This is a genomic window from Natronorubrum halalkaliphilum (assembly GCF_009834785.1).
Classification (GTDB): Archaea; Halobacteriota; Halobacteria; order Halobacteriales; family Natrialbaceae; genus Natronorubrum; species Natronorubrum halalkaliphilum.
Genome location: NZ_WUYX01000015.1, coordinates 1 through 12,483 on the forward strand (window position 1 = coordinate 1; position 12,483 = coordinate 12,483).

General features: G+C 63.4%; 11 protein-coding genes and 1 pseudogene. 4 read left to right on the forward strand and 8 right to left on the reverse strand.

Going from position 1 to position 12,483, the window contains the following annotated elements; genetic code table 11:
• The coding region (locus GS429_RS03330; RefSeq protein WP_207709076.1) for an HNH endonuclease at positions 1-663 on the forward strand (663 nt) is incomplete at its 5' end.
• Between the two features lie 122 nt (positions 664-785).
• On the opposite strand, the gene GS429_RS03335 is transcribed toward GS429_RS03330, so the two are convergent.
• Entirely contained in the window at positions 786-1,616 is an 831-nt protein-coding gene (locus GS429_RS03335; RefSeq protein ID WP_160062704.1) for an aldo/keto reductase, read from the reverse strand.
• Positions 1,617-1,965: 349 nt separating this feature from the next.
• Complete coding sequence (locus GS429_RS03340) at positions 1,966-3,648, reverse strand: acyl-CoA mutase large subunit family protein (protein ID WP_160062706.1); 1,683 nt, start codon at positions 3,646-3,648, stop codon at positions 1,966-1,968.
• 207 nt (positions 3,649-3,855) lie between these two features.
• Here GS429_RS03340 and GS429_RS03345 point away from each other — a divergent pair, with 207 nt between their 5' ends.
• Entirely contained in the window at positions 3,856-4,092 is a 237-nt protein-coding gene (locus GS429_RS03345) for a DUF8142 family protein (RefSeq protein ID WP_160062708.1), read from the forward strand.
• A 7-nt stretch (positions 4,093-4,099) separates the two neighbouring features.
• On the opposite strand, the gene GS429_RS03350 is transcribed toward GS429_RS03345, so the two are convergent.
• The 3 genes from GS429_RS03350 to GS429_RS03360 all read right to left on the reverse strand — a co-directional run bounded on the left by GS429_RS03350 (position 4,100) and on the right by GS429_RS03360 (position 7,155).
• On the reverse strand, positions 4,100-4,726 hold the full coding sequence (locus GS429_RS03350) for a GNAT family N-acetyltransferase (protein ID WP_160062710.1): 627 nt from the start codon (positions 4,724-4,726) through the stop codon (positions 4,100-4,102).
• A 485-nt stretch (positions 4,727-5,211) separates the two neighbouring features.
• On the reverse strand, positions 5,212-6,132 hold the full coding sequence (locus GS429_RS03355; protein ID WP_160062712.1) for a phosphatase PAP2 family protein: 921 nt from the start codon (positions 6,130-6,132) through the stop codon (positions 5,212-5,214).
• 87 nt (positions 6,133-6,219) lie between these two features.
• The gene (locus GS429_RS03360; RefSeq protein WP_160062714.1) at positions 6,220-7,155 is read right to left on the reverse strand and encodes a DUF7983 family protein; all 936 of its coding nucleotides are present in this window, start codon (positions 7,153-7,155) and stop codon (positions 6,220-6,222) included.
• Between the two features lie 186 nt (positions 7,156-7,341).
• Here GS429_RS03360 and GS429_RS03365 point away from each other — a divergent pair, with 186 nt between their 5' ends.
• Positions 7,342-7,647 carry a hypothetical protein gene (locus GS429_RS03365; protein WP_160062716.1) on the forward strand — a complete coding sequence of 102 codons (306 nt, stop codon included), beginning with the start codon at positions 7,342-7,344 and terminating at the stop codon, positions 7,645-7,647.
• Between the two features lie 97 nt (positions 7,648-7,744).
• Here GS429_RS03365 and GS429_RS03370 read toward each other — a convergent pair.
• Positions 7,745-8,436: pseudogene (locus GS429_RS03370) on the reverse strand (HAD family hydrolase).
• A gap of 263 nt (positions 8,437-8,699) precedes the next feature.
• Here GS429_RS03370 and GS429_RS03375 point away from each other — a divergent pair.
• Positions 8,700-10,586, forward strand: coding sequence for a S9 family peptidase (locus tag GS429_RS03375; RefSeq protein ID WP_160062718.1), 1,887 nt, complete (start codon positions 8,700-8,702; stop codon positions 10,584-10,586).
• Between the two features lie 12 nt (positions 10,587-10,598).
• On the opposite strand, the gene GS429_RS03380 is transcribed toward GS429_RS03375, so the two are convergent.
• Both GS429_RS03380 and GS429_RS03385 read right to left on the reverse strand, forming a co-directional pair.
• Positions 10,599-10,766 (reverse strand): hypothetical protein, encoded by a 168-nt coding sequence (locus GS429_RS03380; RefSeq protein WP_160062720.1) that lies wholly within the window; start codon positions 10,764-10,766, stop codon positions 10,599-10,601.
• Between the two features lie 328 nt (positions 10,767-11,094).
• Complete coding sequence (locus GS429_RS03385) at positions 11,095-12,171, reverse strand: M14-type cytosolic carboxypeptidase (RefSeq protein ID WP_160062722.1); 1,077 nt, start codon at positions 12,169-12,171, stop codon at positions 11,095-11,097.
• Positions 12,172-12,483: the final 312 nt, after the last annotated feature.

Here is a 12,483-nt window from a genome sequence, read left to right on the forward strand (position 1 = left end):
CGTGCTGATGTGTCTCGTTTACAATATCAAGCGTGCCGTTCAACAGTGAAATCCGACGCCGTATGGCGATTCAATGGAGCCGATGTTCCCTCGCCTGACGGTCTTGACGAAGTGCAAGCACAGCGGACCCAGATTCGAGCAGAACTGGCCGATGCGAAGCCGGAAATCAAACAAAAGCGAGATCGACTCCGGCGTCGCCTCGTTGAGGACGCACGCGGACTTCTGACCCATCTGTCCACGGAGGAGGATACGAAAAAGGCACAAATAATATCGCTCAAAGAAACGCTGGAGTCCGACCTTCGAGGTGATCTGATAGCGGATGTCGTCGGCTGTTCGAGCGGTTATCCCGGCAAATTCCGTTGGCAAAAAGAAACCGGGACGGTGGTTCTTCGAGCGGATGTCGAACGGCGGCGGATGAATCGGTTTTCAGCGTCCCAGAAAGCCAACATCCATCGGCGTGACAACCACCAGTGTGTTAACTGCGAATCAGACTCGAAACTTCAGGTTCATCATATTATCCCCGTCGACGCAGGCGGTGATAACGAGATGCAAAACGGAGCAACACTCTGTGACACCTGTCACGGCACGCTTCACCGATGGAAACACGGATTTGGCGAAGACTATACCACGATATCGGAATTCTGGACCTGGACGGAGAGATAGAGCCCCCGTTTACCGCGAGCGGCGTGGTCCGTTTACCGTCCTTCCTGCATGCGTCTACGGCACATGACCGCCTCAGCGGGATTCGCCTGTTTCGGCAGTGTCGTTCGACACGGAGAATTGCGTCACCGCAACCCCAGTTTGACGGCTAACCGCTCCCAGACGCCGTCGCCGACATCGCCGACTGCCGCCATCTCCTCGGTCGTGAGTTCGAAATCGAAGATATCGGCGTTTGCTTCGATGTGTTCGCGGCTCGCAGCCTTCGGAATCGCTGCCACGTTCGGCTGCTGGAGCAACCAGCGCAGGGCGACCTGGGCGGCCGATTTGTCGTGGGGCGCGCCGACGTCGGCGAGGCGGTCGTCGCCCGGCACGGCACCCTCCGCCAGCGGACTGTAGGCGGTCAGACAGACGTCGTGTTCGACGCAGTACTCGAGCAACTCGTCCCGATGGTGGTAGGGATGGTACTTCACCTGATTCGCGACGATCGGCGTCTCGGACAGGTCTCGAGCCGACTCGAGTTGCTCGACGGAGAAATTGCTGACGCCGATGTGATCGACTGCGCCCTCGTCCTGGAGCTCGTTCATCGCGCCGAGCGTCTCCTCCAGTGGCGCGCGATCGCTGGGTGCGTGGAGCAACAGGAGGTCGACGGTCGACAACCCGAGTCGCTCGAGGCTCTCGCGAGTGGATTCGAGGACGTCGTCGTGGGCGGCGTTCTCGCGGTGAACTTTGGTCACGACGAAGACGTCCTCGCGGGGGACGTCACTTGCGGCGATGGCCTCGCCGACGGCACGTTCGTTGTCGTACATCTGGGCGGTATCGATGTGGCGATAGCCGACCGACAGTGCGGTCTCGACGGCGCGGCGGCAGTCCGCGCCGGTCATCCGTGCGGTGCCGAAGCCGAGGGCGGGAATCTCGACATCGCCAGCCTCGACAGTGGTTGCGGCCGAACCGTTCATGATGTAATCGTTACCACCACACACACTTCAGTATCGGGCTGGAGTTCGGTGGCCCAACTCCCGAATCCTCGGTAGAGATGACTGTCCACCGAGTCTGGTACAGTGTTACTACACCGACTATCGTGGACACACGCTACGTCAGTCTGAGTGGTTGGGTCATGCTCCCTCGTGAAATCGACAGTTAGTCAGACTCGACCTCAGGCCGACCGGTTCGAAGTTCGACGAGGAACCATGACGACTCTCGAGCGCGATAACACCGCTGCAGGAACCGACCCCGATTCGATATCGACACTCTGACAGCGTCAAACGCGACCGCAGTGTATCGCTCCGCTACTGTCGGAAGTCCGGCTCAGACCGCGCTGCCGGGCTGGTACTCGCCGAACTCGTCGCGAAGCACGTTACAGATCTCGCCGACCGTCGCGTAGGCCTTCACGGCGTCGATGATGTACGGCATGAGGTTTTCCTCGCTCTGGGCGGCCTCACGCAGGGCCTCGAGTTTCGCGTCGACGGCCTCGTCGTCGCGGCTCTCGCGGGTCGACTCGAGGCTATCGATCTGTCGCTGCTGGTCTTCGGCGGTGACCTCCTCAACGTCCATCTCGGGGTCCTCGTCGACCTCGAACTCGTTGACGCCGACGATGATGCGTTCCTGGTCTTCGATCTCCTTCTGGCGGTCGAAAGCCGTGTCCTGGATCTGGCGCTGGACCCACTGTTGTTCGATCGCTTCGCGCATCCCGCCGCGCTCGTCCACCGCCTCGAGGATTTCGTAGGCCTCTTCCTCGACCTCGTCGGTCAGCGATTCGACGTAGTAGCTGCCCGCGAGGGGGTCGATGGTGTCGGCTGCTCCCGATTCGTGAGCTAAAATTTGCTGGGTCCGCAGGGCGGTCCGAACGGACTCCTCGGTCGGCAGGGCGAGGGCTTCGTCCTTGCCGTTGGTGTGGAGACTCTGCGTGCCGCCCAGGACGGCCGCGAGCGCCTGGTAGGCGACGCGGACGACGTTGTTCTCGATCTGCTGGGCGGTGAGCATCGAGCCCGCGGTCTGGGTGTGGAACTTGAGCTGTTTCGATTTCGGATCGTCCGCGTCGAAGCGTTCGTCGATGATGTCGTGCCACATCCGGCGTGCGGCGCGGAACTTGGCGACTTCCTCGAAGATGTTGTTGTGGCCGTTGAAGAAAAAGGACAGTTGGGGCGCGAACTCGTCGACGTCGAGGCCGGCCTCGATCGCCGTCTCGACGTACTCGATGCCGTCGCCGAGCGTGAAGGCGAGTTCCTGGGCGGCCGTCGCGCCGGCCTCACGGATGTGGTAGCCCGAGATCGAGATGGTGTTGAACTTCGGCGTCTCGGAGGCGCAAAATTCGAAGATGTCCGTGATGATCCGCATCGACTGCTCGGGCGGGTAGATGTAGGTGTTGCGGGCGATGTACTCCTTGAGAATATCGTTCTGGATCGTCCCGCGAAGTTCCTCGCGGTCGACGCCCTGCTGGTCGCCGACGGCGATGTACATCGCGAGCAACACCGAGGCGGGCGCGTTGATCGTCATCGACGTCGAAACTTCGTCCAACGGGATGCCGTCGAAGACGGTTTCCATGTCGTCTAACGAGTCGATCGCGACGCCCGCCTTTCCGATCTCGCCGGCGGCCATACTGGCGTCGGAGTCGTGTCCCATCTGCGTCGGCAGATCGAACGCCATCGAGAGCCCGGTCTGGCCCTGATCGAGCAGGTAGTGATAGCGTTCGTTGGTGTCTTCCGGCGTCGAGAACCCGGCGTACTGGCGCATCGTCCACAGGCGACCGCGATACCCCGTGGAGTAGACCCCGCGCGTGTACGGCGGCTCGCCCGGATACCCCAGATCCTCCTGATAATCGAGGTCGGCGACGTCCTCGGGCGTGTAGAGTCGGTCGACTTTCTGGCCCCCCGTATCCGTCGTGAACGTCTCCTTCCGCTCGCCGAACCGATCCAGTACCGGTTCGACCTCCGCCTCGTGCCACTCCTCCCGGTCGGCACGGATCTCGTCGAGATCCTCGGAATCGAACATTATGAGTACCGTGGATGGGACGGGGCTTGAAGGTTGGTGAACGCGGCCAGAATCGCTCGAGCGGCGGCCGTTGATCCACGAAGCGACCCCGAACGCCGCCGATCGGTCGGGTGTCCGGTGTCGGCTGACGGACGCAACCGGTTTGCAAATACGACTGTCACCCGAGCCGGTACGACCGTTTTTCACTCGGGGCGTGGGAGAGCCGATATGGAGCCGTCGTTGCCGACCAACGAGAGCCGTGATCGTCGCCGCGCGACGCTGTACGTCGTCCCGTTTCTCGCGCTCGGGCTGGTGAACCTCGCGACGCTGCTTCGGTGGGGGCTGGATCCGCTCTGGGCCTTTGCAATCCTGCCGCCGATTCTGGCCGTCACGGTCGTCGCCTGGGTCGCGTTCTGTCACGGGTTCGATCGGCGGCCGCACCAGCCGGGCGGCCCCAACGAGTAACGGCCAGCTATCGACCCGTATCGTACTTGTACGTCGCCGACTCGGCGTCGATCCCGAAGTCCTCGGCGGATTCGTCGTCCGACACCTCGTCGCGACCCTCGGGGGCGCGCTTGAACGCTTCTCGGAGCCGTTCGGGCATCCGGAAGCGGTCGATATCGATCTCGAGCGGGACGGCGTCCGGATCGACCCCGTCGCGTTTGTCCTCGAGGCGTTCCCGTAGAACCTCCGGCAGCTGTGAGTCGTCGATTCTGCGGAAGCCGAACTGGGCGAGATAGCTCCCCTCGCTCGTCAGTACGTAAACGGTCTCGAACCCTTCGTCACCGGCGTACTCGACGAGTCGTTCGACGACGTGGGCACCGACGCCCTGTTCGCGCCAGCCCTCGAGTACGCCGATGCTGGTCAGTTCGCAGACGTCGCTTGCGCGCCCGCCGGCGCGATCGGAGTCGGCGTCAGCCGATCCAGCGTCGTCGGTTTTGTGGATGCGAATGCGACCGAACCCGGCTTTCTCGCCGGACTGTTCGTCGATGGCGACGACGTAATCGCGCGAGCGGAACGCCGTCTCGTCGAGGCCCATCGCCTCGAGGTGATCGAGTAACCAGACCTCCTCCCTGTTTTTCGCGTCCCGCACGTACATGATTCGAGGTACGGCGCGTACGGCCAAAAGTATTTGCGGGTCAGCAACCGCTGTCGCGGACGTTCGGTTGCGGTCCTGGGACGTGTTCGCGCCGCTCCGTCGCCACCGAGTCGGTCGAGTCGGGCGTACACGATCGGCGTTCTCGAGCGCGGCACTTCGACGCCCTCGATGTGGTCTAGATAGGCCGACGTTCCGGACCGGTAGCTCAGGAGACCGGGGAGCAGTCCGATTCCGACGACGATCCCCAGGCTCGTCGCGGGATCCGGAGCGGAGCGCCAGAGGTGCGAAAGCCCGAGATAGCCGACGAGAGCAAGCCCCAGATAACACAGGAGAACCAGACAGCCGACGACGATCATCAGGAGCCGCGTTCCCGTCGAACGGTGCGCATTGCTGTCCGTTCCGACGGCCGGCCGTGACAAACGGGTGTCGGATCGCGGGTTTTGACCGGCGAATCGAGGTCCCGACGGCGCTCGGCCTCGAGGGGGTTAGCCGGCGATCTGTCGGCTGCGCCGTTTCGCGGTCGTCCAGCACTCGTCCGTCGGTGCGACCCACGGGACGAGAACGATGGCCGCGAGAAACAGCGCGGACCAGCAGACGATGAACGCGCGGTTGCCGATTCCCAGGTCGGTCACGACCCACGTACCGACGACGACGGCGACGCCGAGGAGCGGAACGAGATACTCCCAAATTGACGCTCGCATCGCGGCTGCGATCGTCGGCGCGTAATACCAGGCGAGCAGTCCGCCGACGCTCCCGCCGAAGACGATATGTGCGTTGCGGCTGCCGACGGCGGCGACGGCGATCAGCGCGACGGCGAAGCCGACCGCGAACGCAGCCGTCGCCTCGTCGACCGTCGTTCGCCGGGAAACAGTTCTTCTCGCCAGATACAGCAGCGTGAGAAAGGCGAGGCCGTAGGCGATGCCGCCGGCGACGTCGCCCGGAAAGTGAACGGCGAGTCCGACTCGAGTGAAGCCAACCCACCCGATGGCAGCGATACCGGCGACAGCGCGTCGCCGGAGGGTGCTTACCGGCAGGTCGACGACGATCAGGCCGATGATGATCGTCGCCGCCATCGCGTGGCCGCTGGGAAAGCTCGTCGTCGAGATGTGTGCGGCGTGTTCGTACCAGGGGACGAACCATCCGGGGAAATCTTCGGCACCGACGGGCGGGCCGACGATCGGCCGGCTCGCCGTGTGATACGACTTGGTGAGCGACATCAGTCCGTAACAGCCGATCACGCCGCCGAGCCACGGCGCGACGAGGTCGCGGTTCGCCCAGTAGGCGGCGATCAGCGTCGGTGCGATCAGGTAGACGCTCCCGAGGTACGAGAGGACGACCATGATGACGCCCAGCCAGGAGGGGACGGCGTCGCGGACGGCTTCGACGACAGCGGGATCGAACCACATCGAGAAGCAGTTCAATATACCAACCGGTATTTCTTTCGATCATTGATGAACGGTCGATGAATAGAACAGCCGTTCGCGACGGCTCCCCTACCCCGCCGTCAGCGCCTCTTCGAGTCGGTCCTCGATGTCCTCGAGGTCCTCGCGAAGCGCTTCGCCCGCGGCGTCCTCGAGGTCGTCGATGCGGTCGGCGATCCCCTGTAGTCGTGAGTATTTTTCGTCCTCGTCGACGCCGGTCTTCTGGACGTAGACGGTTTCGATCGTGTCGTAGACCGCGTCTTCCGAGAGATCGGTCACGGAGAGCACGACGTCGAGTTTGTCCGGATCGACCCCCAGAACCCACTCGCGAGGGATGCCGTGATCGTCGAGCGCGGCGAGAACGGTTTCGTCGTCCGCCGGCCGACGGCGTTCGCGGGTGGTCCGTCGAACCGTCCCGAAGCGCCCGTGAAGCTCCTGTTCGGGGCCCAGCCGCTCGAGCAGTTCGTCTCGAGCCGTCTTTCGCACGCCGTCGGCACCGCGCTGGACGTCCGAGGCGAGGACGTAGTAGTCCGTCAGAAGATCGGTGTCCAGCGAGTCGACGCTGAACGGCCCCTCCGCCTCGAGGCGTTCGATCTGGTGGGCGAGCAACAGCGCGTCGTCGCGGACGCGCTCGGGCGGGGTCCGGGCCTCGGCCGCCGAGACGAGAAACGGGCTCTCGCCGCCGGCCGCGTCCGCGGGGGATTTGACGATCGTGTCGTCCTCGACGGTGTACGCGTCGGAGAGCGTGAGCACCGTCGCGTACGGCTCGACGCCCGGCTGGAGGTCGTCGATCGACATCGCCTGGCCCTCGAGTTGCTCGTCGAAGACGCCGAACTGCTCGCGCCAGAGTGGCCGTTCCTCGGCGCTGTCCGCAAAGCGGACGACGAGTCGGTCCGCCGCGGTCGTCTCGATTCTGAACGGCCGCTCGGACAGCGGCGTCACCAGTTCGGCTCCGGGTTCGATGTCGGCACACTGGGATCGGAGGTCGGCCCAGTCGTCGTCGTTCATAGCGTGGTCTCGGACGCTGGCGGACAAAAAGCAGCGGCCGGAATCTGCGGCCGTCGCGGCTCATTCCGGAGCGAAAGGTGAGGATCGGTCCGGTCGAACTGGACGGTGTCTCGAGAGGCGCGCCGGTCCGACGGCCATGACAGTTTGTGGCAAACCGTTAGGCCGCTGCTCGATGCAGTGGCGTCTATGAACTGTCGGTTCTGCAACGACGCGGTTCCGTTCACCCAACACGAGATGGCGCATCACCTCTTCGAACTCACCGATATCGACGCTCGGTGGCGGCTCTGCCGCGACTGCGCCGAAATCCGAACGGAGGGAACCAAATACCACGGCGCGGGCAACCAGCAGGAACGCGGCTCGTGCATCGACTGCGACAACGACGCCGAGTACGGGATTACCCTCCTGAAGGAGACGCCTGCCGGGGACGTCGTCCCCGACGATCACGTGTATCATGTTCTGTGTGCGGACCATTTCGACGATCGCCAGCACTGATACGGATTGCTGTAACTAGTTACCGCCGGTCACCAGAGCGGGATCGGCGATCGGCGATCGGCGGTAATTGACTACAGTAAACCGTATGAGAGGGGACTCACTCGAGCACCGCCGGCAGTTGCGTGAGCGATGAAGTCGATACGTCGGCGTGACGTCGCGGGTGTCTGCGGTTTCGATTTCGGTGCCGGTGTCGGTGTCGGTTTTACAGTCCGCACTCGAGCGCGTGAGCAACGCCGAATCGATACCCGCGTTGTGGGCCGCCCGCACGTCGACCGACCGATCGCCCACGTACAACGCCGATTCGGCCTCGAGGGAATCCATCGCGTTCTCGATATTCGTCGGATCGGGCTTGCGTCGGGCGAACCCGTCCGGAGTCAGCGGACAGCCGTGGACGGTTTCGAACAGCGACCGGAGGCGAACCCGGTCGAGCAGTTTCGTGACCACGGTCGGGTGGTTGTCGCTGACGACTCCGAGTGGCTGCTCGAGCGATCGGACGGCGGCCACGTCGTCGTAGACCGAGCGCAGCCCGCGCTCGACCGCTCCGAGTTGCGTGCGAATCAGGTCGCGTGTCGCCTGCGTACAGAAGACATCGGCATCGATCTCGAGGTGTCGACAGCGGTCGGCGATCGACTCGAAGTCGCCGGACATGAGCTCTCGGAGCGTCTTCGCCGTCGGCCCGGACCGGCCGAATTTTGCGTACGTTCGCTCGAGCGCGTCGGACAGTCGCCGCGACGACGGTGTTTCGACCACGACGCCATCGAAATCGAACAGGACCGCGTCGTACTGCATTGCTGAGTCGGTACTCGCCGGGAAAGAAAAAGATACCTACTGAGACGGATCGCTGCCCGTCGGTGTCTGTGGGACCGCGACCGTCCTGCGGTCGCGACGGTACATCGTACAGCAACCCGTATGAGAGATCGGCACGCGTCACGACGCGATCGACGGCGTTTCGGACGATCCAGGGATGATCGATCCGGCGCCGGGCTCGGCGGATCAGTTACCCAGTTTTCATGTTCTCGAAAAACTAAGTTCGTCCGCTGAGATGCGTCGCTATGAACGATTCAGACGACGGCGTCCTCGAGGAACTGGCGAGTCTCCCGACGATGGCACATCCGACGGCCGCGCCGTCGGGCGACGAAGTCGCACTCTACTACGACGTGACCGGCCGCAACGAACTGCACGTCGTCGACACCGACTCCGGGGAACTCTCCCGGTGGTCGGACGGGGAGGTGCCGCGGAACGCCCGCTGGTTCGTCGCGTGGGACGCCGACGGCGAGCGCGTCTTCTTCCACCTCGACGACAACGGCGACGAACAGAACGACATCTACGCACTCTCCCGAGACGGGTCGGTCGAACCGGTCGTCGAAATGGACGGCCAGGTCGTCGTCCACGACGTCGGCGACGACGGCGACACGCTCCTGGTCGGATCGACACGAGACGGGCAGATGAACGTTTACCGCCACGATCTCGCGAGCGACGAGACGACCAAGATCACCGACTACGACCGGGCGGTCTGGGGGTCGCTCCTCTCGCCGGACGGCGACCGAATCGCCTACTCGACCAACGAGACCGACGACTACGATAACAAGGACGTCTACGTCGCGAACGCGGACGGGTCGGAGCCTCGAAACCTCGAGATCGGCGAGGTCGGCGCGGAAGCGACGCCCGCCGACTGGGGGCCGGAGGGACGACGGCTGCTCGTCGGAGACAACACCGAAGATCTCGGCCGTATCGGCGTCTACGCGGTCGAAGACGACGAGGTCACCTGGTACGGCGACGGCGACCACGAAGAGAGTCCGGTCGCGTTCCTCCCCGACGGCGAGCGCGTCCTCGCGACCAGATCTCGCGACGCGCTCCAGCTCCCCGTCGTCTACGATCTCGAGACCGGCGAGGGACGCGAACTCGACGTACCCGAAGGAGTCTCGTCGTTCGGCCGTATGCACACCGGCGGCGTCAGCGTCGGCGACGATCGGATTATCCTCCAGCACACCACGCCGACCCGTCGCCCGGAACTGCTCGCGTACGACCTTGAAAGCGACGAGTACGAGCCGTTGCTCGAGGCCGAGTACGGCCCGTTCGACGCCGACGACTTCGCGGACGCGGAGTACTTCACGTTCGATTCCGACGGCGTTCCCGAGACGTCCGCAGAGGCCGTCGATCACGACCCATACGAGGAACTCGAGATCGGCGCGCTCCTGTACGATTCCGGCGAGCGACCGTCGCCGCTGATCGTGAACCCTCACGGCGGCCCGCGGGCCCGTGACACGAAGTCCTTCGACCTCTACACGCAGGTGCTGGTATCCCAGGGATTCTCGGTGCTACAGGTTAACTACCGGGGCTCGTCCGGTCGCGGCCGCGAGTTCGTCGAGGCGCTGATCGACGACTGGGCGGGTGCCGAACAGGGCGACGTCGCCGGGGCCGCCGAACACGTCCTCGAGCGCCACGACTGGATCGACGAGGACCGCGTGGTCGTCTTCGGCGGCTCCTACGGCGGCTACTCGGCCTACTGGCAACTGGTGCAGTACCCGGAGCTCTACGAGGCGGGCATCGCCTGGATCGGACTGACCGATCTCGAGGACATGTTCGAGAACACGATGCCCCACTTCCGGACCGAACTCATGGAGAAGTACCTCGGTACGCCCGACGAGAACCCTGACCTCTACGAGGAGCGCTCCCCGGTCACTCACGCGGACAACCTCGACGCGCCGATCTACCTCGTCCACGGCGTCAACGATCGTCGCGTCCCCGTTTCGCAGGCGCGGATTTTCCGCGAGGCGCTCGAGGAGCGCGGCCTCGAGGCCGGCCCCGACGGCGCGTTCGAGTACCACGAACTGGGCGAAGAGGGTCACGCGTCGTCCGACCAGGAACAGAAGCTTCGGCTGTTTCGACTGCTAACGGATTTCCTCGATCGTCGCGTCGGCACCGAGACGGCGGACTGAGGGGGTGTCCGCCTACTGGCTGTTTTCGATCGGCGTGACGATACCTCCGGATTGATCGTGACCGGCGATGCGTTCGATTCGACTGGAAAAGCGGATCACGCGAAACGGGTCCTGATCGTCGGTGGACGCCCGTTGCAATACGTCGCGAGGGTGCGTGATCCGTCTATCGTGTTTGACCACGATACGCCTCCTCCCAATCGTCGGACTTGCTATCGCCCAACGGTACCAGTGACTGGAACGCCCAGCGATATAAGATGTGTGGCTGGCATACTCATGCATGGTGCCGTGAGTCGGGAGGAACGGTTTCGGGAACGTACTCGGTACGACCGATCCTCTGGGGCCAGTTCCGGTTCGATCCGAGTGCCGATACCGGCGCGTACAGTGCAGGGAGACCGCTCACGACCGTCGAGTCCGTCGTTTCGATCACGCAGTGGAACCGTTCGAGTTCTACCGACAGGTCGCCGATAGGGCGGGGCGAACGCCGGCGAAGTGTCGAACGAGTTCGGTCTCAGGCCTCCTCGAGGGGGGTCGTCACAGCAGCGAGGAAATCCGAACCTTCCCGTTCCAGCTCGGCCGGACGGTATCCGTAGTACGTCCACGCTTCAGTCGTGACTCCGCTCCCGTCGCCGGGGAGTTCGCTGTGAAGCCAGCCGCGGGCGAGTTCCGGATCGTCCTCAACGGAGGTTCCCGATAACGAAAGCGATGCAGCCTCGATGTCGTCGATCATGCCGAGGTGCGCGTCGGACATGTTCGACTCCCAGTGACGCACTGCGTCGTGAGTTCCATCGGTGGACGCGTGGAGGTCGAACGCCCAATGGAGGTCCGAAACCTCGTCTAAGAGGTAGTTCCGAGCGTTGTCGATTTCGACGGGACCGGGCGTATCCCACTCCCGATTGTGGTTGTTGCCTCGCGCGTCGTCGTAGTGGTAGCCGTGATACATCCCGTCCGGATTGAGATTCGGCAGAAAGTGGAAGACGTAGTCGTCGACGAACCCGCCCGACGAACCGTTGAGACGGTTGATTGCCCGATCGATAATCGCGTCCATCTGGTAGGAACCGTGGGTTTCCCCGGGATGTTGTCGAGTCGTACACACGATATCCGTTTTCTCCGCGTTGGCGACTGCCGGATCAGTGATCCGGATCGAGTGCATCTCTCGACCTTCGTAACTCTCGCCGATCACGTCGGTTTCGACGAGAGCGGGATACTCCGCGGCCAGTTGGTCTACCCGCTCGACTGTGCTCTCGTAGGGGTAGGCAGGCCAACTTGCGATGGAGACCGTATCGTCGTCGAACTCGCGTTCGAAACCGCCTTCGACCGCGTCGTCGAACTGCGACCACTCGCCTGGACCAGGAGTTTCGCTGTAAACGAGCTGATACTCCTCCGACATTCGGTCGCCCGTTTCTTCCCGATTCGTGATCTCGAACGAGACCGTTTCGCCGGCGGCACCCTCGAGTTTGAAGTGAAAGTAGCCGAGGTAGTCGTAGTCCTTTGCGTCTACCATCTCGATTTCGACGTGGGTGTCCGCCGGTTGGCACTTGACCGCACCGCCGCCGCCGTCGAAATCGGTAGTCGTGCTAATTGGCATGAGTAGTTGGAATCGTCGCGTCGGAGACCGGATCGATATCGCCCGTGAAGCGGACTGCAGTTGCGTGTAGGCTATCTGAGATGGGTACCTCCCGATATGCGTTCTCGCCGAACTCGTTCACTATCGAAACGTCGTCGGGATGCTCAGTAACGATACTGGCTTCTCTTGCAGGGTACGGCTACGCCTGCGGATCGAAGCGAACCGAACGCAGCGTCGGTGACGAAGCAATGGCGGCCGTCGATTCGTCTCGCGGTTGGCACATCGTACCGGATCGGTTCAGTATCGACTGTCAGTCCCGACGAGCGCGTACGA